Origin of the sequence: Streptomyces sp. SD31, assembly GCF_052068475.1 — a bacterium.
Lineage (GTDB): Bacteria > Actinomycetota > Actinomycetes > Streptomycetales > Streptomycetaceae > Streptomyces.
In genome coordinates, this window is sequence record NZ_JBQHCX010000030.1 from 34610 (window position 1) to 55732 (window position 21123).

At 69.6% G+C, this 21123-nt stretch carries 18 protein-coding genes; 7 read left to right on the forward strand and 11 right to left on the reverse strand.

The features are described from left to right. Positions 1-95 precede the first annotated feature (95 nt). The 3 genes from ACTMVF_RS41350 to ACTMVF_RS41360 all read right to left on the reverse strand — a co-directional run bounded on the left by ACTMVF_RS41350 (position 96) and on the right by ACTMVF_RS41360 (position 5660). Positions 96-1820, reverse strand: a complete 1725-nt coding sequence (locus tag ACTMVF_RS41350; RefSeq protein WP_441276251.1) for an acyl-CoA dehydrogenase family protein — start codon at positions 1818-1820, stop codon at positions 96-98. A gap of 95 nt (positions 1821-1915) precedes the next feature. Next, complete coding sequence (locus ACTMVF_RS41355; RefSeq protein WP_441276252.1) at positions 1916-2488, reverse strand: PadR family transcriptional regulator; 573 nt, start codon at positions 2486-2488, stop codon at positions 1916-1918. A gap of 418 nt (positions 2489-2906) precedes the next feature. Next, a complete protein-coding gene (locus ACTMVF_RS41360; protein WP_441276253.1) occupies positions 2907-5660 on the reverse strand; it encodes a SpoIIE family protein phosphatase in 2754 nt (917 codons plus the stop codon). Between the two features lie 201 nt (positions 5661-5861). Between ACTMVF_RS41360 and ACTMVF_RS41365 the strand changes: the two genes are divergently transcribed. Together ACTMVF_RS41365 and ACTMVF_RS41370 are read left to right on the forward strand one after the other, a co-directional pair. After that, on the forward strand, positions 5862-6983 hold the full coding sequence (locus ACTMVF_RS41365) for a PP2C family protein-serine/threonine phosphatase (RefSeq protein ID WP_441276254.1): 1122 nt from the start codon (positions 5862-5864) through the stop codon (positions 6981-6983). A 449-nt stretch (positions 6984-7432) separates the two neighbouring features. Further along, entirely contained in the window at positions 7433-8554 is a 1122-nt protein-coding gene (locus ACTMVF_RS41370; protein WP_441276255.1) for a diaminopropionate ammonia-lyase, read from the forward strand. 338 nt (positions 8555-8892) lie between these two features. Here the strand turns inward: ACTMVF_RS41370 and ACTMVF_RS41375 are convergent, their stop codons facing one another. The 7 genes from ACTMVF_RS41375 to ACTMVF_RS41405 form a co-directional block, all read right to left on the reverse strand. Further along, positions 8893-10830 (reverse strand): protein-arginine deiminase domain-containing protein, encoded by a 1938-nt coding sequence (locus ACTMVF_RS41375; protein ID WP_441276256.1) that lies wholly within the window; start codon positions 10828-10830, stop codon positions 8893-8895. A gap of 220 nt (positions 10831-11050) precedes the next feature. Beyond that, complete coding sequence (locus tag ACTMVF_RS41380) at positions 11051-11761, reverse strand: GntR family transcriptional regulator (RefSeq protein ID WP_441276257.1); 711 nt, start codon at positions 11759-11761, stop codon at positions 11051-11053. A 40-nt stretch (positions 11762-11801) separates the two neighbouring features. Beyond that, positions 11802-13118 (reverse strand): Gfo/Idh/MocA family protein, encoded by a 1317-nt coding sequence (locus ACTMVF_RS41385; RefSeq protein WP_441276258.1) that lies wholly within the window; start codon positions 13116-13118, stop codon positions 11802-11804. 89 nt (positions 13119-13207) lie between these two features. Then, the gene (locus tag ACTMVF_RS41390; protein ID WP_441276259.1) at positions 13208-14479 is read right to left on the reverse strand and encodes an ABC transporter substrate-binding protein; all 1272 of its coding nucleotides are present in this window, start codon (positions 14477-14479) and stop codon (positions 13208-13210) included. A gap of 65 nt (positions 14480-14544) precedes the next feature. Continuing rightward, entirely contained in the window at positions 14545-15435 is an 891-nt protein-coding gene (locus tag ACTMVF_RS41395) for a carbohydrate ABC transporter permease (protein WP_441276260.1), read from the reverse strand. 1 nt (position 15436) lies between these two features. Then, a complete protein-coding gene (locus tag ACTMVF_RS41400) occupies positions 15437-16414 on the reverse strand; it encodes a carbohydrate ABC transporter permease (protein WP_441276261.1) in 978 nt (325 codons plus the stop codon). 310 nt (positions 16415-16724) lie between these two features. Next, positions 16725-17099, reverse strand: coding sequence for a hypothetical protein (locus ACTMVF_RS41405; RefSeq protein WP_441276262.1), 375 nt, complete (start codon positions 17097-17099; stop codon positions 16725-16727). Between the two features lie 102 nt (positions 17100-17201). Between ACTMVF_RS41405 and sigJ the strand changes: the two genes are divergently transcribed. After that, a complete protein-coding gene (gene sigJ, locus ACTMVF_RS41410; RefSeq protein ID WP_441276263.1) occupies positions 17202-18119 on the forward strand; it encodes an RNA polymerase sigma factor SigJ in 918 nt (305 codons plus the stop codon). Here sigJ and ACTMVF_RS41415 read toward each other — a convergent pair. Next, on the reverse strand, positions 18116-18496 hold the full coding sequence (locus ACTMVF_RS41415) for a hypothetical protein (protein ID WP_441276264.1): 381 nt from the start codon (positions 18494-18496) through the stop codon (positions 18116-18118). The genes sigJ and ACTMVF_RS41415 overlap by 4 nt on opposite strands. Positions 18497-18653: 157 nt before the next feature. On the opposite strand from ACTMVF_RS41415, the gene ACTMVF_RS41420 reads away from it, so the two are divergent. From ACTMVF_RS41420 to ACTMVF_RS41435, 4 genes are all read left to right on the forward strand, one after another. Continuing rightward, on the forward strand, positions 18654-19061 hold the full coding sequence (locus ACTMVF_RS41420; RefSeq protein WP_441276265.1) for a hypothetical protein: 408 nt from the start codon (positions 18654-18656) through the stop codon (positions 19059-19061). 190 nt (positions 19062-19251) lie between these two features. Then, entirely contained in the window at positions 19252-19926 is a 675-nt protein-coding gene (locus tag ACTMVF_RS41425; protein ID WP_441276266.1) for a DUF6766 family protein, read from the forward strand. A 44-nt stretch (positions 19927-19970) separates the two neighbouring features. Beyond that, positions 19971-20717, forward strand: coding sequence for an SOS response-associated peptidase (locus ACTMVF_RS41430; protein WP_441276267.1), 747 nt, complete (start codon positions 19971-19973; stop codon positions 20715-20717). A 153-nt stretch (positions 20718-20870) separates the two neighbouring features. Beyond that, positions 20871-21123, forward strand: a 253-nt coding sequence (locus ACTMVF_RS41435; protein WP_441276268.1) for a metal ABC transporter solute-binding protein, Zn/Mn family, incomplete at its 3' end; no start/stop codon positions are given.

Consider the following 21123-nt stretch of genomic DNA (forward strand, 5'->3'; position numbering starts at 1 on the left):
TTGATGGGGCGCCAGGTCCCGCACGCGGGGCCGAATCCTCACGGACCGGTGGCCGGGCCCACGCGGCCCGGCCACCGGACATGCGTACGGCGCGCCTACGGGGCCATCTCGTACGCGCCGGACAGCGCCTCGACCCGCTGCCAGACTCGCTCCGTGCGCGCCTCGTCGACGACCGGCCGCCGGACCGAACCCAGCGCCCACTCCTGCTGCTGTTCGGTCGCCGAGTCCTTGCCGTGCAGTTCGACGGCGTGCCCGGAGAAGTCCCGTACGAGGACGGCGAAGAGTTCGTCGAGCACGTCCTCGTCGAGACCGGTCAGGCCGGCCTGCTCCAGGACGAGCTGCCCGTGCACGACGAGCGCGAAGAGCTGGCCGATCGCGAGGACGAGGTCGAGGTCGCGGCTCTGCTCCGCGTCGGGGGCGGCCGTGGCGACGAACTCGCAGAGCGCGTCGGCCTGTTCGCGCAAGCGAGCGACGTTGGGCAGATGCGCGTACGCCTCGAAGGCCGGGCGCCAGTCGTGGAAGCGCACCGAGCCCAGGCCGCGGGCCGGCCCCTGCCGGAACAGGAAGTCGTCGTCGGCCGCGTCGAGGCGGGTCGGCACGCCGGGGTACTCGGCCGGGTCGAGGAGGTGGTTGCGCATGAACTTCAGAATCAGCGCCAGGTTGACGTGGACCGTGCCCTCCAGCTTCGGCAGGCTGCGGATCTCCACGGCCGCCTGGCTGAAGTAGTTGTCCTTCTCGAAGCCCTTGGCGGCGATGACGTCCCACATCAGGTCGATGACCTTCTCGCCCTCCGTGGTCACCTTCATCTTCGTCATCGGGTTGAAGAGCAGGTAGCGGCGGTCGTCGGGGCCGGCGGAGCGGAAGTAGTCGACAGCGCGGTCGCTGAACAGCTTCATGCCGACGAGCCTGACGTAGGCGTCGGTCAGCTCGCGCCGCACGTGCGGGAAGGCGGTGACGGGGCGGCCGTAGAGGATGCGGTTGTGGGCGTGGGTGACGGCCTCGTACATCGCGTGTTCGCAGATTCCGATCGAGGCGGTGCACAGGTTGAACTTGCCGACGTTGACCGTGTTGAGGGCGGCGTCGAAGGCGGCGCGGCCGGTGTGCAGGACGTCCTCGGCCGTTACGGGGTAGTCCTCCAGGCGGAACTCGCTGACGAACTTGGACGAGTCGACGACGTTCTTGACCAGGTGGTAGGCCGGATGACGGCTGTCGGCGGCGAAGAACACGTAGCCGTCGGGGCCCTCGATGTCGGTACGGCGGCCGAAGACGGAGACGAGTCCGGCGGCGTTGCCGTTGCCGATGTAGTACTTGGAGCCGGTGGCGCGGAAGCCGCCGTCGCCGTCGGGCTCGAGCAGCATGTCGGTGGAGTAGATGTCGGCGCCGTGGGCCTTCTCGGACAGGCCGAACGCGAACACATCTCCCTGGGCGAGGAGTTCCGCGGCACGAGCGCGGGCGGCGGCGTTGTCGCTCTGCCAGACCGGCCCGAGGCCGAGGATGGTGACCTGCCAGGCGTACCAGTAGTCCAGGCCGTAGAAGCCGAGGATCTCGTTGAGCGCGGCGATACGGGCGGTGTCCCACCGCTTGTCCGGCTCCCCCTCCCCGGCGGCGGACGACGGCGTCAGGAAGGTGGCGAACAGGTTCTCCTTCGCGGCGAAGGCGAGGAAGTCACCGAGCCACGCGCGGGTCCGGTAGTCCTCGATCAGCTGCCGCTTCCCGCGCTCCTCGAACCAGTCGACGGTGGTGCGCAGCAAGCGGCGCGTCTCGGGGTCGAAGTGCGCGGGGTCGTAAGTGCGCGGGTTGAAGAGCAGTTGGTCAGCCATGGTGAGGACCCCTTTCGGCTGGTGAGTGGATGGGAATCGGGAGATCCGGCGCCTGGAGGAGCCGGAGACGAGGAGAGGCCGGGGGGCGGTGGTGGTCAGCGGCCCGGGCCGAACCGGGCCAGAGTGGCGAGCACGTCGTCCAGCCAGTCGATCATCATCCGCTCGTACGCGATGCCGCCGCGCAGTACGACGTGCTGGAGTTCTCGCTCCGCGTCGAGCGGCGCATTCGAAGCGGCCGCGCTCGCCTCGGGCCCCGTGAAGTCCCGCTCCTCGCCCGCGAGATACTGCGCCAGCCGGTCCCGGTGCGCCTGCCGGTGCCGCTCCACCTCGCGGATCAGGGCGGCCGGGTCGTCGAAGGCGGCCCCCCGGATTTTCACGGCCAGGTCGTGGCGGACGCTCTCCGGCTCGATCGGATCGCGCAACCACGAGGACAGCGCGGCCCGGCCGAGGTCGGCGACGGAGTACTCCTTCTTGTCCGGCCGGCCTTGCTGCGGGACGTCCCGGGCGTCGACCCAACCGTCGTTCTCCATGCGCCTGAGTACGCGATAGATCTGCTGGTGGGTCGCGGTCCAGAAGTAGCCGATGGACCGCTCGAAACGCCGGGCCAGCTCATAGCCGGATCCCGGCTTCTCCAAGAGCGACACCAGGATCGCGTGCTCGAGCGCCATGACGACGATCGTGCTATGCAACTCGTTGCATAGCAACCTCACGCGCTCCGATGCGACGCGGCTCACCCACCGGACGTGGCCCCTGCCACCACCATCGAGAAAGAGCGGTGGTCTTCGCGTCTGGCTCCAAGCCGACCGCGGAGGCCGTCTCCAAGCGGTACAAGCTGGTCTTCCGCGGGTCGGGAGGCAGAGGTTGTGTCAGCTGCTCCTGGAGGTCTGGAGGTCTGGAGGGCGAGGGCTCCCGCAGTGGGGCCACGTCGAGGAACCGGGTCCGGCGCCGAAGGCGCGACGCCGGCTCGGGTGTCCGGCGGCGGCGCCGAAGTCCCCGCTGCCGTTGCCGTCCACCGGTACGAGTACGCGGGCGTGGGCCTCGCCGGACGACATGGCGTCGACGAAATCCGGCTGATCGCCGCCTGCCTCACGTCGGGGTTTTCGGGTCGGTCGCCTCTTCGTCCGGGGGAGTGTCCGGGTCGGCCGGTGCCGGGACGGGCTGCTGGAGGACCTCGGGCAGGGCCTGTTCGGCCCAGATCACCTTGCCCTGCGGGGTGTAACGGGTGCCCCAGCGCTCAGCCATCTGCGACACCAGGAACAGGCCCCGGCCTCCCTCGTCCGTCGTCGCGGCGTACCGCAGATGCGGTGAGGTGCTGCTGCCGTCGGCCACCTCGCAGATCAGCTTGCGGTCGCGGATCAGCCGTACGTGGATCGGCCCGGCGCCGTAGCGGATGGCGTTGGTGACGAGCTCGCTCAGGATGAGCTCCATGGTGAAGGCGAACTCTGTCAGGCCCCACGCTTCGAGCCGCCGCGACACAGCGTCGCGCGTACCCGCGACGGCGGCCGGGTCCGGCGGTACGTCCCATTCGGCGATCCGGTCGCGCGGCAGTTCCCGCGTGCGGGCGACGAGCAGGGCGACGTCGTCCTTGGGGCGCCCGGGGAGCAGACTGTCCAGTACGTCCTGGCAGGTCTCCTCGGGCGGCCGGCCGGGGTGGCCCGTGAGCGCATCGCGCAGCAGTTCCATTCCCACGTCCAGGTCGCGGCTGCGGTCCTCGATGAGGCCGTCGGTGTACAGGACGAGCTGGCTTCCCTCCGCGAGGCACAGCTCCGCGGTCTGGAACGGCATGCCGCCCAGGCCCAGGGGCGGACCGGCCGGCACGTCCGGGAAGGTGACGGTTCCGTCGGGCTGGACCAGCGCGGGCGCCAGATGTCCCGCACGGGCCATGACGTAGCGGCGCGTCACGGGGTCGTAGATCCCGTACAGGCAGGTGGCGCCCACGACGCCCGCCGCACTCTCTGCCGCCTCGTTCTGGTCGATGCTCCCGACCAGGTCGTCCAGATGACTCAGCAGCTCGTCGGGTGGCAGATCGAGGGTGGAGAAGTTGTGCACCGCGGTCCGTAGCCGTCCCATCGTGGCGGCGGCGTGCAGGCCGTGGCCGACCACATCGCCGACGGCCAGCGCCACCCGGCTCCCCGGCAGGGGAATCACGTCGAACCAGTCACCGCCCACGCCTGACTGGGCGGGGAGGTAGCGGTAGGCGATGTCGAGGGCGTTCTGCTCGGGCATGGCCTGCGGCAGCAGGCTGCGCTGGAGGGTGACTGCCAGGGCGTGCTCGCGGGTGTAGCGGCGGGCATTGTCGATGCTGATCGCGGCACGGGCCACCAGTTCCTCCGCCAGCGACACGTCCTCCTCGTTGAAGCGCTCACGCTGTTGCGCGCGCCAGAAGTTGGCCACGCCCAGTACGACGCCACGGGCCTGGATGGGCACGGTGATGAGGGAATGGATGCCGTACCCGATGATCGCCTCGGCGCGCTCCGGGTCCTGCACGCGCCAGCCCGTGGCGGTCGGCAGATCGCTCACCAACTGGGAGCGGCCGCTACCGAAGCCGCGCGCCTGGGGCGTGGCGGGAAGATAGTCGAAAAGCCGGCCCTGTGCGGAGAGCGGATGGTCGTGCTGGATGCCGTACAAGGCCGCGCGTCGCATGTCCGTCGCGGTGGGGGCCGGCTCCTCGCCGTGCAGGACGGCGTCGGCCAGGTCCACGGTGACGAAGTCCGCGAAGCGAGGAACGGGGACCTGCGCCAACTCGTCGGCGGTGCGGAGCACGTCCAGGGTGGTACCGATGCGCAGTCCGGCGTCGTACAGCAGCCTGAGCCGCTCCCGTGCCACCTCCGCCCTGCCGGTCACCGCCTGCAGCTCGGTGGAGTCGCGTAGCGTCACCACCGTTCCCTCGGGGCCTCCGTCGCGATGCGTGGGCCGTTGGTTGACCGCGAGCAGCCGCTCTCCCGCGAGGTGCACCTCGTCGGTGGCCTCCCGCCCGGAGGTGAGCAGCGCCTTCGTCTCGGCATCGAGGCCCGGCAGCTGCGAGACGAGCCGTCCCTCGACGTCCGGGGGCAGCTCCAGCAGCCGTCTGGCCTCGTCGTTGGCCAGGATCAGCCGCCCGTCGGCGGCCACGATCAGCACCCCTTCCCGCACGGAGTGGAGCACGGTGTCGTGGTGCTCGTACATCAGGGTCATCTCGTCCGGGGCCAGGCTGTGAGTCTGCCGTCGCAGCCGCCTGCCCACCAGGGCCGTCACACCGGTGGACAACGCGAGCGCTCCGGCCCCGGCACCCAGGATGATCGGTAGCTGCCGGGCCAACTGGCTTTCGACGTTCTTGACCTTCATCCCGGCCGAGACGAGGGCCACCACCTTGCTGTCGGCGTTCTCGATCGGGACCGTCGCCTGCACCTCGCGACCGAGCGGGCCGTTGACGCTCTCCACGTAGACCTGCCCCGCCAGTGACGGCCCGATCTCGCCCACGAACCGCTTTCCGATCCGGTCCGGCAAGGGGTGCGTGTACCGGATGCCCTCGGTGTCCATGACCACGATGAAGTCGACACCGGCGGCCCGGCGTGCCGCCTCGGTGAGCGGCTGGAGAATCCTGCTCGGATCCGGGGTCCGCAATGCCTCCAGGACCCCCGGTGAGTGCGCGAAGGTCTGTGCCACGGCCGTGGAGCGGCGCCTGGCCTCCGCGTTGGTGTCCCGCTCCGACTGCAGGATGAGAGCGAAGACGCCGCAGGCTACGAGCAGCACCACCAGAGCCACCTGGAAAACCAACACCTGCCCGGCTACGCTCCGCGTGCTCCTGCTGATCAGGCGCTTGACCGGTAGGTGTCGAAAACGGGCGAAACGATTCGCCATGCGACCCTTTTTAACACCGATGATCCCCAGCGGCCAGGGGCCCTTCGATCCTTGTTCGGCTGACCTCCGGCGTGTGTGCGGCCATGTGCCGCATCGCCGCGGCTCCTCCGGGCATGGCCGTCCGCTGCAGATTCTCGTGTGCGGCGCATGATTTTGCCGCGCCCCATGTCCGCTTAGGCCGATATGATGCATTTTGTGATCATGTCTGCACGGCTGTGGCGCCGTCGCCCCGCCTACAGCGGCCGATGGGAAGTCGCCCGGCTGTCACCCGTGGTCCTGACCGTCCTCATCGCCGGCCTGGCGTTCTCCACACCCAGGGAGATCGCCGTCAGCCGCCTTCTGCCCGCCGCGCCCGCCCTTGCCGCCGCGATGTGGCCCGTGCTCCCGACGATCCTGTTGGGGGCGTTCTGCCTCCTGCTCATGACAGTCCTCAGCTTCTTCTACACCGATCTGGGGACGCAGTACACGTCGGCCGCGATCGTCGCGGTCACCTTGGCGGCCGCATACGGGAGTCATGTCCGACTCCAGCGAGAGGAGATACTTTTCCAGGTCCGGCTCGTCGCTGACACGGCCCAGAAGGTGCTGCTCCGCCCGCTGCCGCGCCGCATCGAGGACCTCGAGATCGAGTCGCTCTATCTGGCCGCCCAAGAACAGGCGCGGATCGGCGGCGACTTTTTCGAGGCGATCGGCACACCGCACGGGGTCCGGCTGCTCATCGGCGACGTACGGGGCAAGGGCCTGTCCGCAGTGGGGGCGGCCTCGGCGGTGATCAGTTGCTTCAGGGAGGCCGCGCACGACGAGCCCGACCTGCAGGGCATCATCCACCGCCTGGAGACCACCGTCACGCGTCACAGCGCTGCGTTTCCCGTCCAGGACCAGCCCGAGCACTTCGCCACCGCTCTCCTCGCCGAGATCCCGCACGGCGGCGGTCACGTACGACTTCTCAACTGCGGGCATCCCCCGCCGTTGATCGCGCATCGCGGGAAGGTCCTGGTCCTGGAGCCGGCCATCCCCTCCCCGCCCCTCAACCTCGCAGCGCTCATCGGCGACCGATACTGGGTCGACACGGTCGCCTTCGCCCCGGGTGACCAGTTGCTGCTCTACACGGACGGCGTATCGGAGGCCCGGGACCACACCGGCCAGTTCTTCCCGCTGCCGGACTGGCTGCGGCGGCAGGGCCTGCAGCACCCCCGCGAGCTGCTCGACCAGCTGCACCGGGATCTGCTCCAGCACAGCGGCGGCAGGCTCGACGACGACATCGCGGCCCTCGCGCTGAGGTGCTCCACCGCGCAGGATCGGGGAGCCGTCGGCGTAGAGGGCTGAGCCTTGGCGTCGGCATGCCGGACCCGAGACCGTCAGCGCACGCGAGCAGCCACAGCACGAAGCTGTGCGCCACGGCCTCCTTGGGCTGGATGGCTCCGAACTGGTCGCGTCGGCCCGCCACGGCGGGGCCAACCAGTTCGATCTCGACGTGGGTCGGCCGGTTCGGGCTCGGGGAGTCTGCGAATCACCGCCGGATCAGACCGTCCAGCGGGTCATGTCGTCCCGCTTCGGCTTCCCGCCGGTCTGCTCACAGGGCGGCGGCGACGGCTGAGGGTGCCGCGGTGCTTGATCCCGCAGTAGGCGCAGTAGGCGCAATCGGTGCAGGTCGAACATGGGCGCCCGCTCGCCTTGTCGCCGTGCGGCGAACCCTTAATAGTCGGTTTCCTCGATGAAGACAGGTCGGAAGCATTCGCTGGACCGATCGCAAGAGGGCGCCGCACTCTGATCGTGTGACTGAGACTGCTTCCTCCCTCCGTACGCTGCCGTGGCTTGCGCGTCCCGGCGCCCGTGCCTGGCGGTGTGCGCCCGCGGACGCCGCGGTGCGCGACTTCCACGCCGCGCTGCCCGACTACTCATCCACTCCGCTGACCGAACTCCCTGGACTGGCAGAGGAGTTGCTGGTCGGCAGGGTCTTCGTCAAGGACGAGTCGTGCCGGCTGGGGCTGCCCGCCTTCAAGGCGCTGGGTGCCTCCTGGGCCATCCACCGCACCCTTGCCGAGCGGGCCGCGAGCCACGAGGCTCCGGGCCCGGTCACCCTGGTGACCGCCACCGACGGCAACCACGGCCGTGCCGTGGCGCGCATGGCCCGCCTGCTCGGGCAGCACGCCCACGTCTTCGTTCCCCAGGGCGTGCACCCGGGGGCCGTGGCGGCCATCGTCGCGGAACAGGCGAAGGTCACCGAGGTGGCCGGGCCGTACGACGAGGCCGTACGCCTGGCGGACGAGGCAGCTGCCCTGCCGGACGCGGTCCTGGTCCAGGACACCGCCTGGCCGGGCTACGAGCAGATCCCGGGATGGATCGTCGAGGGCTACTCCACCCTCTGCGCCGAGATCGACGAGCAGCTGACTGCCGAAGGAGTAGTCGAAGGACCGGACCTCGTCGCCGTACCCGTGGGCGTGGGGTCACTGGCGCAGGCCGTGATCACCCACTACCGCAGCCGCCCCTCCGGGCATGCCCCGGCGCTGCTGTCGGTGGAGCCCGAGGCCGCGGCCTGCGTCCTGGCAAGCCTCACTTCTGGTGAACCCGTCAGCGTCGCCACCGGCGAAACCACCATGGCCGGCCTGAACTGCGGCACCCCGTCCACCATCGCTTGGCCCTACCTCCACGGCGGGCTGGACGCCGCGGTCGCCGTCGCGGACGCCGACAGCGCCCGCGCGGCCGGAGACCTCGCCGCTGCGGGCGTCTCCTCGGGCCCCTGCGGGGCGGCAGCCCTCGCCGGCCTCCGCGCGGCCCTCACCGGCGAAGGCGCCGACGAACGACGCACGGCACTGCGCCTCGGGCCGTCCTCGGTGGTCGTGTTGCTGAGCACCGAGGGCACGGCGGCCAACCCACATGCCACCACCGATCACTGAACACCACCGATCACTGAACACCACCGATCGCTGAACACCACCGATCACTGAACACGCGACACCCGAAAGACCCCGACGTTGAGGCTCGTGGCCGGGACCCGTGTCGCGGCGCGCCGCGCCGGATCCCCTGCCTCCTCTTCGGCGTCGACGGCGAAGGCGCATGCGCCGCCACCGAATACGTCGGCCTCGCCGCGCTGGACCGCCTCACCGACATCCTCACCGCCACCACCACCGACTTCTGTTCCTGAAGCCCGCGGCCGGACCGCCGCCGACAGCACACCCGACGAGGGCTACCAGCGCGACCTCACCGCCCGCCAGGTCTCTCCGGGGCGGTGCGGCTACCGCTTCCACCAGGCGGCGGAGGCGTCACGCAGGGTGTTGGTGCCGCAGTGGATCTCGCCCATACCGAGGTGGTACGTGTACCAGTCGTCGACGTACGACACCTTCATGCCGGCACGCGTGTACGCAGCGGTGACGGCCTCCGTGAAGATGTCCTTGCCGCCGATGACGGGACCCCACTGGCGCGGGGCGAGGTAGCGGTCGCGGGAGAGCAGGATGCCGTTGACGGCGCCCGGAACGTACGCGCTGGTCATGACGGTCCCGGGAGCCCGGGCGGCGGAGGGAGAGCCCCCGGCGGCCGGCTCGTCGGTGCGGTCGAGGAACTGCTGCTGACCGTGCTTCTCGGCGGCCTCCGGGGCGGCGCTGCCGCCGAGACGGCGGAGCAGCGGCACGCGGGTGCCCTCGTCGCCGCTCTCCGTGCCCTGGGTGTACAGGGCGGGCACCCGGACGATCTCCTCGTCGGTGACGCCCGTCTCCCGCTTCAGGATCTCCAGGTTGGCCGCGATCTTCCTGGCCGCCATCTCGTTGTCGGCCACCAGGTGGCGGGAGGCGAGGGCCTGGTCGATGGTCTCCTTGGGGGCCTGCACCGAGTCGAAGCCCGGGACGGAGAACATCTTGGTCGCGCCGTGGCCGCCCTGCTGCGCGTCGCGCAGGAGCCGCAGTCCGGCCTCGGGGTCGGCGACGCCGATCCGCCAGCCGCGCGGGGTGTCGGCCGGGAGGAACTGGACGAACTCGTCGACGTGCCCGACGTGCAGCCAGGAGGTATCCAGCAGCAGGGGGTCCTGCAGGCCCTGGGACTTCAGCAGCGTGCGTATCTCCTTCGAGGGACGGATGCCGCTGCCGTCCTTGCGCTCGCCCATGATGATCCGGCCGGCCGGGAACGACTTGCCGCCCTGCGCGTAGGGCGGGATGGTCTCCAGGTTGCCGTAGGAGTTCAGGGTCTCCCAGCCCTGCATGTCGCGGCCCTTGGCCTGGACGACACCGATGTTCGGTCCGCGCAGCTTCTCGTAGAGCTCGCGCCCGGCCTCGCGGTCCTGGGCGGAGCGCAGCATGACGCGCATCGTCCGCTGCCTGCCGTCCGGGCCGGTCATGTTGAGGTAGGCCGGCTCGACGAAGTCCTGGGCCCAGACGTCGCCGTACTTCTCGAAGGTCACCAGCGGCTTGGTGATGCCGGCCTGCTGGGCCTCCTTCTCCAGGTCCTTGACGAACTTGCGCTGGAGCTTGGCCCAGGGGTCGCTGCCGCGGACCTTGGTGACCAGCAACTGCTGGGTGTTCTGCAGGGCGTGGTGGGTGAGCAGCGGGGCTGCGCGCAGGGTGACGGTGTCGGAGGCGGTGCCGGCGGACGAGGTCACCTTCAGGCGGATCGCCGTGCGGCCGTCCCATTTCGCGCTGTCGCGGATCACGTCCTTGCCCTCGACGCCGAACTCGACGCCGGCGCGCAGCTCGGCCCGTGTCAGCCGGGTCTGCGAAGTGACCGGCTTCCAGGCGCCGTTCTGCTTGACGAAGACCCTGGTCTGCGCCGCGCCCTGGGTGACCTTGACGCTGCCCTTGGCGTCGGAGGGCAGGTTCCGCATCGGTACCGAGCGCACCCGGGCCAGGTCGGCGGCGTCGGCCCTGCCGTTGACCTTCTTGTCGGAGGCGTCGTTGCAGACGGCCAGCGCGGCGTCGGAGAGCGGGCGGCCGCCCGGGCCGGTGGTCGGGCACCGCTTGCTGTCGTCGTCGATGTTGGGCAGAAAGACCGCTCCCCGCGCGACGGACCAGGTGTCCTCGCCGGCCGTGTCGGTGCCGCCGGTGAGGTCGATCCGCCCGTCGCGGTTGACGTCCGCCCTCAGGTCGACGCGTGGCGGCTCCGCCGCGTACGCAATGGCCGGGGGTGTCAGCACCGCTCCCGTCGCGGTGAGGGCGAGCACCACTCGTCCGGCGTTTCTCGTGCGCACATCGTTTCCCTTCGTTCCGTACGGTTGTCCCCCGTTGAAGAGGATGAGGCGGAACGGGCGCTGTGCGTTGCCTGTGAGGAGCGAAGTCCTCCTTGTTGATGAGGGGTTGACGAGTAGACGTCCCCCCTTTTTTTGGGCGCGCTCTCTCGTGACAGTCGACCTGCCCGGAACTCAGGTGCTGCGACTCGACGCTCGTACGGGGTCCCTCCGAACGGTCCCGCTACCGGCCGATCGCGTCAGACCGGGTTGCGATGTCCGACTCCCGCCCCTCTCCCGTCGCGGATTGCGGGAAGGCCCGGCGTATGAACTCCGCGATGTGGTCGTACAGCAGGTGTGCGGCGCCGCTCGCGTCGCCCTCCAGCGCGCGGGCGAGGATCCGCCGGTGCTCCTCCGCCTCCCGCTCCCAGCTCGGGGTGGACTCCCAGGCCACCACGGAGACCAGTGCCGCCTGGTCGCGCAGGTCGTCCAGCATGCGCACCAGGAGCGGGTTGCCGCACGGATGATAGAGCGCGCGGTGGAAATCGCGGTTGGCCAGGGAGCGCTCGGCCCGGTCCTCGGCCGCGTCGGCGCGATCCAGGGCCTCCTGGGCGCCGGCGAAGCCCGAGTGCGCGAGAGTGCTGCGGCGCAGCGCCTCCGGTTCGAGCAGCAGCCGTACGTCGTAGACGGAGCGCGCCATGGTCGCGTCCACGGCGCGCACTGCCGCGCCCCTGAACTCGCTCATCACCACCAGGCCGCGTCCGGCCAGCGTCTTGAGCGCTTCGCGTACGGGGGTCTTGGACACCCCGAACCGTCCGGCCAGCTCGATCTCGACCAGCGGCTGTCCCGGCGGCAGCTGGCCGGTGAGGATGGCCTGCGTCAGGTGTTCGAGGACGAACTGGGTCCGGGAAGGGATGGGAACGGCCGGTGTGGAGCCGGGCACGGGCGCATTCATACGGCAACAACTCTCCGGTCTCGGGGGCGGCATGGGGTGGTCATCCGAGGCGGGTGCCGTTCTCCACCAGCCTCACCGGTCGGTGAGTGGCGGCCGAGGTGCTCGCCGCGACGCCCACGAGCACGCTGCGGATGCCGTCGCGGTATCCCGCCTGCCGCCCCAGGGGATCCCGGGCCGGGCCGCGGAAGACGTCGTCGAGGAGCAGCCGGTCCCCGCCACCGTGTCCGCCGCCGTCGCCTTCGCCATCCAGGGCGATCTCCTCCCGCGGGGACCAGTGCCGTTGCAGGGTGAGTCGTTCCCACGCTCCTTCGGCGTGCTCCTTGTCGCGCGCCGAGGGGTCGACGGCGGCGTGTGGCGGGGTCCAGGCGCGTTCGCAGACCTCCAACTCGGCCCGGCCCTCGGTGCCGTTCACCGCCACGCGGTACCCCTCGAAGGGTGCGTGGGCGTGCAGCGAGTAGGTCAGCATCGCGCGGTTGTCGTAGCGGACCAGCACCGCCATGGTGTCGTCGATGGTCACTCCGTCGCCGAACACGTCCTGGTCCCGCTGGTAGCCGTCCTCGTGCTCGGCGTCGAGGTAGAGCCGTGCGAGCCGTTCGTCGCGGGACATGTCCAGCAGGAAGGGGTCGGTGCCGGCCGAGGGCGCGCCGGTGCCGCGCGCCGGCCGCGGGCCCAAGCCGTGTCGGCGGGCGTTCTCGCTGCCGTAGAAGAGCAGGTCCGCCTGGGCGAAGACCAGCTCGGGGCCGGCGTCCAGCCACCAGTTCACCAGGTCGAAGTGGTGGGTGGACTTGTGCACCAACAGCCCGCCGGAGCACGTCCGGTCCCGGTGCCAGCGTCGGAAGTAGTCCGCGCCGTGAAGGGTGTCCAGCACCCACTCGAAGTGCACGGAGGTCACCTCGCCGACGGCGCCGTCGGCGAGGAGTCGGCGCAGCGCCGTGTTCCGCGGCGAATAGCGGTAGTTGAACGTGACGACGGTCCGGGCGGAGCTGCGCTCGGCCGCGGCCGCGATCGCCGCGCAGCCCTCCGCGTCGGTGGTGAGCGGCTTCTCCACCACGACGTCCACCCCGGCGTCCAGGGCGGCGCACACATAGCGGGCGTGGGTGGCGTCCACCGACGTCACCACCACCGCGTCGGCGCCCGCCAGCATCGCGGTGAAGCCGTCCGGGCCGAAGCACGGCACGGCCTTGCGGCCCGTCGCGGCGATGCGCTGGTTGTAGAAGTCCATCCGGGTCCGGTTGACATCGCACAGCGCGACGATCTCTCCGGTGTCGCTCCAGTCACCGAGCAGCGCGTCGACGTACATCTGCGCGCGGTGGCCGAGCCCGACGACGGCGTAACGGCGTTTCCCAGACGATCCCACAGGCGATTCCACGGGCGGCTCCTCGAAGGCGGGTCTACGGGTTCAGGCGGTTCACGCACGGTACGCCGGGCGTCGGCGGGGCACGGCGCTCAGCCGAGCGTGCTGTTCGCCTCCTCCAGGAACCCCTCGGCGGCGTCCTGCGGGGTCTTGTTGCCGGAGATGACGTCCTGGCCGTAGCGCTTCAGCATGTCCGGGATGTCGGCGGCGCCGTCCGGATAGGCCGAGGGCGGGTCGGCCAGCTTGTCGCGGACCTTGTCGACGAAGTCGAGCGACGCCTGGTCCGCCGCGGGCAGGTCGCTCCGGATCTCCTCGAGGACCTTGCTGTTCATCGGCAGGCCACGGTCGCTGCCCAGGATCCTGCCGGCCTGCGGGTCGTTGACGAGGAAGTCGATGAGCTTGCCGGCCGCCTGCCGCTGCTCGCTGTGCGCACTGGCGGCCCAGAACATCGCCGGCTGGAGGAACATGCCGCTGCTCGACGCCCCCGGTGCCTGCGGCATCTGCAGCAGCTCGATCTCCTCGCCGGAGGCGACGCCGGCGGCGCTGAGCTGGTTGGTCCAGAACATCCCCATGCCGCCCTTGTTGGTGCCGATGAGGGACTGCTCGATGCTGTTGGCGTCCAGCTCGTTGCTGAGGGCGGCGTCGGGGGAGCCCTTGCTCTTGATCATGTCCACGTTGAGCTGGTACCAGTCGGCGAGGGTGCCGGCCGAGACGCCTATCTTGCCGTTGTCGTAGAGCGATTCGCCGCGCTGTGAAGCGAAGGCGTACAGGTAGGCGTCGTTGAAGTTGATCTGGGTGCCGTAGATACCGCTGCCGCCGGCCTTGGTGAGTCGGGTGCTGACGTCCTCGTAGTCCTCCCAGGTCCAGGACGTGTCATCGGGGAGGCTCACCCCCGCCTTCTCGAAGACGGAGGTGTTGGCCATCACGGCCCAGGCGTTGGCACCGGTGGGGATGGCGTACTGGGTGTCCTCCACGGCGCCGCCGGCGAGCAGCTTCGGATCGAGATCGCCGGTGTTCACCAGCCCTTTCAGATCGGCGAGCGTGTCCTTGCGGGCGAACTCGCCGAGCTTGCGGATCTCGATGGCGAAGACGTCCGGGGCGTCCCCGGCGGCGACCTTGGTGGTCAACTGGTCGTAGTAGGAAGTCCAGTCGGAGTACGACGACTTCACCGTGATGTCTGGATTCTGCTTCTCGAAGACGTCGATGGCCTCCTCGGTGATCTTGTGCCGGCTGGCCTCGCCCCACCAGCTGACCTTGAGCGTGACCTTGCCGTCGTCGCCGGACCCCGAGTCGCCTCCGCAGGCGGCGGTGGCGGCCAGGGCGCCGGTGGCCGCGAGTGCCGCGCAGACTCTTGCCGTCCTCATTCGATGAAGCACGGAAATATCTCCTTCGGTGCGTGGGCGGAATCAGCGGGTGCGGAATTACCGGGCTATTTCAGGCCGGTGACGGCGACCCCGCGGACCAGGTATTTCTGGCCCGCCAGGAAGAAGCCGAAGATGGGGCCGAGGGAGAGCACCGACATCGCGAACATCGGTCCCCAGGCGGATTGGCCCGACGAGTCGAGGAAGGTGCGCAGGGCCACCGGCACGGTGTGCTTGTCCGGATCGGTCAGGAAGATCAGCTGGCTGAGGAAGTCGTTCCAGGTCCAGATGAAGGTGAAAATGGCGGTGGTGGCCAGCGCCGGCAGTGACAGCGGCATGATGATCCGGCTGAAGATGCGCCAGTGGCCGGCCCCGTCGATCCGCGCGGCCTCGTCCAGGTCGCGCGGCAGTGTCCGGATGAACTGCACCATCAGGAAGACGAAGAAGGCGTCGGTGGCGAGGAACTTCGGGACGATCAGCGGGTAGAACGTGTTGATCCAGTCCAACTGCTTGAAGAGGATGTACTGCGGGACGATCACCACCTGCAGGGGCAGCATGATGGAGCCCAGCATGAGCGCGAACCATAAGCGCTTCAGCGGGAACTCCATGCGCGCGAAGGCGTACGCCGCCAGCGAGCAGGCGGTCAGGTTCCCCAGCACGGCGCCGCCCGTGATGATCAGTGAGTTGACCAGGTAGTGGCTGAAGGGGCTGCTGAGCGCGTTCCAGCCGTCGGTGAAGTTCTGTCCCGTGACACTGCTCGGGATCAGTCCCTGCTCGCGGAAGATGAGCCCCTCCGGTTTGAGGGAGCTGGAGACCATCCACAGCAGCGGATAGAGCATCACCAGGCCGAAGAGGATCAGGCCGAGGTGGATCAGGAGCTTCTTCCCCCGAAGCGCGAGCAGTGCCCTGGCCAGCAGCGTGTTGTTCAGCCCGGCACGGGAGGCCTTTGCGGTTTTCACCTCAGTTGTCACCGTAGAACACCCAATACTTCGACATCAGGAAGTTCAGTGCGGTCAGGCAGGCGATGATGATGACCAAGAACCAGGCCATCGCCGAGGCGTAGCCCATTTCGAAGGAGTTGAAGCCCTTGGTGTACACGTACATCGTGTAGAAGAGCGTCGAGTCCGAGGGACTTCCGTTTCCGCCGCTGACCACGAACGCCTGGGTGAAGGACTGGAAGGCGCCGATCAGTTGCAGAATCAGGTTGAAGAAGATGACGGGGGTCAGCAGCGGCATCGTGATGTGGAAGAACTGCCGCACCTTGCCCGCTCCGTCGATGCCGGCCGCCTCGTAGTAGCTGACGGGGATCTGTCGCAGACCGGCCAGGAAGATCACCATGGGTGAGCCGAAGGTCCACACGTTCAGCACGATGAGCGTGCCCAGTGCGGTCGACGGGTCGCCGATCCAGCTGTGCCCGTCGACGCCGAACAGGCCGAGGAAGTGGTTGAAGAGGCCGTCGTCCCCGAAGACCTTCCGCCACAGGATGGCGATGGCCACGCTGCTGCCGAGCAGCGAGGGCAGGTAGTACACCGAGCGGTAGACGGCGAGGCCACGCACACCCCGGTCCAGCACCAGCGCCAGCAGCAGCGCGAAGGCCAGTTGCAGGGGCACCGAGACGAAGACGTAGATCGTGGTGTTCCGCAACGCCTTCCGGAACCGCGGGTCGTCGCTGAACATCCTGGTGTAGTTGTCCAGGCCGACCCAGTCCGAGCCGCCGATGAGGCTGTAGTCCGTGAACGACAGATAGAGCGACGCCAGCAGCGGTCCCGCGGTGATGAACAGCAGCCCGCCGAACCACGGCGCCAGAAAGAGGTACGAGGCGAGCGCCTCTCTGCGTCGCCGCCGCCTGCGTGCCCGGTCGGCCTCCTGCGCACTCGCGGAGCGTCGGCCGTCGCCTGGCGCCTCGTCCGGGCACGGACGCACCTGAGTGCCGGTCATGCAGGCCTCCTGACATCGAGCGAGAAGCGGATGACTCAAGGGCGCATGTCATATATGGCGTATGAAGTACGTCGTATGGCGTCGCAACGTAGAACCGTCCGAGGGAGCCGTCAACACCACGCGCTGCGATTCGTCGGTGGTGGCTGCCGAGGGAATGTGGTTGCTCCGTACGGCAGTTGGGGACTGCCGGGCCGGCGTCCGACGCTCTCGGAGCGCGCTCGTACGTTCAGTCGGGCGTCTCGTATGCCATATATGACATGCGTCGTACGTGCTCTTGCGTGGTTGACCCCGGCCGACCCCGTATCGGACCTCAGCGCCGGGCCAGCGCCAGTACGCTCAGGCCGAACATCAAGACGCCCAGGGGGAGATGGACCGACGGGACGTGCGCGATGCCGACTACGACCTGGACCGAGGCGAGCACGAGGAAACCCGACGCGTGCCAGACGGGCCGGGGTGAGCCGCCGCCCGGCTTCCACGCCAGCACCGCCGCGAGCACATACAGCATCGACGCCCCGTACATCACACGGGCTCCGACACTGTGCAGCGTCTCCCCGTAGGACGAGGTCAGCAGCAGTCCGGCGGAGACCGCCTGAAGGAAGATGGTCAGGGTCTGCAGGGCGATCGCGGTCCGCAGGAAGGAGGAGCTGCGCTGTGCGTTCGCCGTCGCTGTCACCTGAGTGGCCATGTCACGGTCCCCTTTTGCCGTATTCGGGCAGTAGATCGATAAGGTCTCACCAGCCCGACGACGCGGGCCTGCGAAAGGTAAGGCGAGGGGGCGGCCGGAAGCATGGGGACTGTCGGCACCAGCACAGGTGAGATAGCCGGCGAGCAACGCCAACTGATCAATGTCGCTTACCGGTTGCTCGGTTCCGTGACCGAGGCCGAGGACGCCGTACAGGATGCCTATGCACGCTGGTACGCGCTGCCACGAAGCCGGCAGGACGAGATCCGGTCTCCCGGCGCCTGGCTGACGACGGTGACCAGCCGCATCTGCCTGGACCTGCTCGGCTCGGCGCGGGCCCGCCGTGAACGCTATGTCGGCGCGTGGCTGCCCGAGCCGCTGCCCGACCGCACCGAGTGGGACCACGCGGGCGGTGTCGGCCCCACCGGCCCCGTGGACCCCGCCGACCAGATCGTGCTGGACGAGTCGGTGTCCATGGCCTTCCTCGTCGTGCTGGAGTCGATGACACCTGCCGAACGGGTGGCGTTCGTCCTGCACGACGTCTTCCGGTACCCGTTCGCCGAGATCGCAGCAGTTCTCGGCCGGACCCCTGCCGCCTGCAAGCAACTGGCGGCCTCCGCACGGCGGCGGGTGAGCGTCGCGCGCGCTCCGGTGGCGGCGACGGGCCGGGCCGACGTGGTGAGGCACGTCAAAGAGGCATGGGAGGCCAAGGACATCGCAGCCCTCGTCGGTCTCCTCGACCCGGCCGCCGTGATGACCGCCGACGGCGGCGGCATGGTCGGTGCCGTCCTGCGTCCGGTCGAGGGCGGCGCGCGCATCGCCCAGTACATGGTCGCCATCGCCGACAAGGCTCCGGGGCTCGAACTCCTGGAGCGGTCGGTCAACGGTGTGCCGGGACTGGTGGCCCAGCGGGCCGGCGTCGTCATGACCGTGGCCTCGTTCGACGTCTCGGACGGGCTCGTCACCCGCATCTGGGCGGTCCGCAACCCGGAAAAGCTGCGGCCGTGGGCCCGGGAGGACTAGCCGGCCCCCGCTCGCGAGCGTGCAGTCGCCGCCGGGGAGAGGAGCGAACGTGTGCTCCACACCCGACCGTTGGGCGCCCAGCGCCGGCGCCGTGACGCTCTCCGGCGTGTCCAGGCCGTTCCGTGCGGGAAGAGGTTCGCGAGGCCATTGACCGCGTGGGGGCTGTCGCCGGCCTCCGCCGGAAGCCATCTGAACTCCCGCCACGTGCACCGCACCTCCCGGCAGCGGACGACGGCCGAGTCCCTCTTCTGGACGATCTCGTCGACGGTGGTGTTCAGTCGCACCCGGTCCCCCAGGGCCGCGGCGATGGACTCGGTGAGGGTGGACGGGCCGCCGAGGATGCTCTGCGAGAGACCGGCGCCGATGTTCAGGCGCACGGTGGTCCTGCGCTGACGGTCGCCCGGAGCAGGGGCGTGCCGGGATGCCCTGCCTCGGTCACCCGTCCGGAACCCGTCGCCGTGCGGGCCGTCAGCGCGTCGCCGATGCTGGTCCTCCACGCCACAGACGTCGGGACGTGAGCGGAAGCGATGCGCGATGTCGGTCAGTAGATGGTGCCGCGGCGTTCTGGTCGCCGCGCTCGCCGTGAGCACCGGCTGCGGTGCTTCGGGCGGACGCGGCGAGGGCGCCTCCGCGGCCGCCATCGGATTCACGGACGCGTTGCGACAGGGGGACGGCAGGCAGGCGTGCGCCCTGCTGGCTCCCCGCACCCTCGAGGAACTGGAGAAGTCCGAGCGGACACCGTGCGATCAGGCGGTGACTCAGGAACAGCTGCCGGCCGGCTACGCGGTACGGAGAGTGGACGTGTACGGCGATCAGGCCCGGGTGGTCCTCGCGGACGACACGCTGTTCCTGGCCCATTTCTCGGCCGGCTGGAAGGTGACCGCCGCCGGATGCACGCCCCGTCCGGAGCAGCCGTACGACTGCCAGGTCAAGGGTGGGTGAGGGATCGATGCGGACCATGTTCACCCTGTGCCTGGTCTTCGTGATCGGCGGCCTGGCCTACTTCATGACGGTGGGGCTGACGCACCGATGACGACCGGAGAGGAAGACCGGAGAGGGGCGACGGGAGACGACGACGGGGGAGGCCGACGGGGGAGTCCGACGGGAGAGGCCGACAGGAGGTGGCGACGCCGTGCGTCGCTTTCTGCGTGAGAACAGCCTGAGCCTGGCGTTCGGCATCGGTTTCCTGCTGAGCCTGTTCGGACAGGTGATCGCGGGTCACGCCGACTTCAACAACCGGCTCGTCAGCGACGGAATGGAGTCCATCGGCATCGGCTCCTACCTGACCTCGTCGGACTTCGCCGTCGACGTGACGGAGAACTGGCAGTCCGAGTACCTGCAGTTCTTCCTCTACATCTTCGTCACCGTCTGGCTCCTCCAGCGCGGCTCACCGGAGTCCAAGGAACTGGGCAGGGCGGGCAGGGAGTCCGACGAGGACCAGCTCGTGGGGGAGCACGCCCCCTCCGACGCCCCACGCTGGGCACGCGCCCGCGGCTGGCGGCTGGCGGTGTACTCGCGGTCCTTGGGCCTGGTGATGGGGGCGGTGTTCCTGATGTCCTGGCTCGCCCAGTCCGTCACCGGTACGGCCGCCTACAACGAACAGCAACTGCGTGACCTTCGGGCGCCGGTCACGTGGGCCCAGTACCTCACCTGCGCCGACTTCTGGAACCGCACCCTGCAGAACTGGCAGTCCGAGCTGCTGGCGGTGGCCTCGATGGTCGTCCTGTCGATCTACCTGCGCCAGCGTGGCTCGCCGGAGTCCAAGCCCGTCGGCGCCGCGCACACCGCGACCGGCGTGGAGGGATGACGAGCCGGAGCGCGGCTCCCTCTCCCATGCGGCACAGTGGCAGTATGTGCGGCCGCTATGCCTCCACCCGCAGCCCCCAGGACCTCGCCCAGCTGTTCCAGGTGTCCGAGTGGCATCCGGAGGAAACCCTCGCGCCGAGCTGGAACGTGGCCCCGACCGACGAGGTGTGGGCCGTCCTGGAGCGCACGCCGCGCGGCGCTGCCGAGGACGAGCCACCCCGGCGCAGGCTGCGGCCCCTGCGCTGGGGCCTGGTGCCCTCGTGGGCGAAGGACGTGAAGATCGGCGCGCGGTTGATCAACGCCCGGGTGGAGACCGTGCACGAGAAGCCCGCCTTCCGCCGCGCGTTCGCCGAACGCCGCTGTCTGCTGCCGGCCGACGGCTTCTACGAGTGGGACGAGGTCAAGGACCGGAAGTCGGGCAAGGTCCGCAAGCAGCCCTACTTCATCCACCCGGAGGACGGGCAGGTGATGGCACTGGCGGGTCTGTACGAGTTCTGGCGCGATCCGGAGATCAAGGACGCCGACGACCCGGCCGCCTGGCTGCTGACCTGCACCATCATCACCACCGAGGCCACCGACGCGGCAGGCCGCATCCACCCCCGTATGCCCCTCGCGCTCGCCCCCGACCACTACGACGCCTGGCTCGACCCCCACCACCGGGCCACGGACGACCTGCGCACCCTGCTCACCCCACCGGCAGACGGCCACCTGGATGCCCGTCCCGTCTCGCCCGCCGTGAACAGCGTCCGCAACAACGGCCCCCAGCTTCTGGACGAGGTCCCCGCGCCCTGAGCGGAGTAGGGGACGGGCGTAGGTGAGTTCTCGGTAAGGGTTGCCCCTGCGGACGCCCCAAGGGCGCTCTTGACATCCGTTTTCATCTAGCGTGGGGCCGAAGCCGGGACGGATGGAGCTCGGCGGACCATTCGCCGTGCCTCGGAGGTATCCATGCCCGCGTCCTCGCCCCGACGTCTCGCCCCGGTGATGACCGGCGCCTGCCTGATCATCCTTGCGGGCTGCGGCAGTTCGTCGGACTCCCCAAGCGGCACCGGCGCCGCGCAGAGCCCCGCCGCGGCCTCCGCGATCCCGGTGGTGGCCTCGACGGACGTCTACGGGGACATAGTCGAGCAGATCGGTGCCGGGAAGGTGGAGGTCACCTCGATCATCAGCGACCCCGACCAGGACCCGCACTCCTACGAGG

Coding starts and splice junctions, on each gene's coding strand:
- ACTMVF_RS41350 (WP_441276251.1), bottom strand. CDS start 1,820: ATGGCTGACCAACTGCTCTTCAACCCGCGCACTTACGACCCCGCGCAC.
- ACTMVF_RS41405 (WP_441276262.1), bottom strand. CDS start 17,099: ATGGCCACTCAGGTGACAGCGACGGCGAACGCACAGCGCAGCTCCTCC.
- sigJ (WP_441276263.1), top strand. CDS start 17,202: ATGGGGACTGTCGGCACCAGCACAGGTGAGATAGCCGGCGAGCAACGC.
- ACTMVF_RS41420 (WP_441276265.1), top strand. CDS start 18,654: ATGTCGGTCAGTAGATGGTGCCGCGGCGTTCTGGTCGCCGCGCTCGCC.
- ACTMVF_RS41430 (WP_441276267.1), top strand. CDS start 19,971: ATGTGCGGCCGCTATGCCTCCACCCGCAGCCCCCAGGACCTCGCCCAG.
- ACTMVF_RS41365 (WP_441276254.1), top strand. CDS start 5,862: ATGTCTGCACGGCTGTGGCGCCGTCGCCCCGCCTACAGCGGCCGATGG.
- ACTMVF_RS41400 (WP_441276261.1), bottom strand. CDS start 16,414: ATGACCGGCACTCAGGTGCGTCCGTGCCCGGACGAGGCGCCAGGCGAC.
- ACTMVF_RS41360 (WP_441276253.1), bottom strand. CDS start 5,660: ATGGCGAATCGTTTCGCCCGTTTTCGACACCTACCGGTCAAGCGCCTG.
- ACTMVF_RS41355 (WP_441276252.1), bottom strand. CDS start 2,488: ATGGCGCTCGAGCACGCGATCCTGGTGTCGCTCTTGGAGAAGCCGGGA.
- ACTMVF_RS41380 (WP_441276257.1), bottom strand. CDS start 11,761: ATGAATGCGCCCGTGCCCGGCTCCACACCGGCCGTTCCCATCCCTTCC.
- ACTMVF_RS41390 (WP_441276259.1), bottom strand. CDS start 14,479: ATGAGGACGGCAAGAGTCTGCGCGGCACTCGCGGCCACCGGCGCCCTG.